The following is a 463-nucleotide window of genomic DNA, read 5'->3' as shown; positions in this document are numbered from 1 at the left end:
GGCGGTTCTGGCCGGCGTCGATGAGGTGCGGCTGACCTATGTGAACGGCTCAGGCCCCTCCACGCTCACCCTGCGCGACGGGATGGACGTTTCGGTGAGTGTCAGCGGCTCCGGCAACGAGACGTCGATCTATCTGTCTTCGGGCGATGTGTCGCTCGACCTGGACGGCATCAATGGCGGCTTTTACTATTTGTCGAGCGGTACTGCGATCATTGATGGATCCGATAGCGGTTTCGACGACTCATCCTATTATTTCTCGACCGGCGAGGCCACCGTTTCGGACGCCAATGCCGGCCGCAACCGCTATTATCTATCGAGCGGGACTGCGACAATCCATGCGGGAGGAGCGTACGATTACGATGCCGACCGCGGCTACAATTACTATTATCTTGCCGATGGCAGCTATGCCCTACACGGGGCCGATGCCAACCAGGATATCTTTGTCCTGAACAATGCCGCGCAA

The 463-nt window shown here is 58.3% G+C and carries 1 protein-coding gene; it reads left to right on the top strand.

Annotation, left to right across the window (positions count from 1 at the left end; genetic code table 11):
• Positions 1 to 463, top strand: a 463-nt coding sequence (locus AU465_RS32880; protein WP_192257157.1) for a hypothetical protein, incomplete at both ends; no start/stop codon positions are given.

Origin of the sequence: Mesorhizobium silamurunense (genome assembly GCF_014843905.1) — a bacterium.
GTDB classification, from domain to species: Bacteria; Pseudomonadota; Alphaproteobacteria; order Rhizobiales; family Rhizobiaceae; genus Mesorhizobium; species Mesorhizobium silamurunense.
This window is presented reverse-complemented; position numbering and strand designations above follow the sequence as displayed.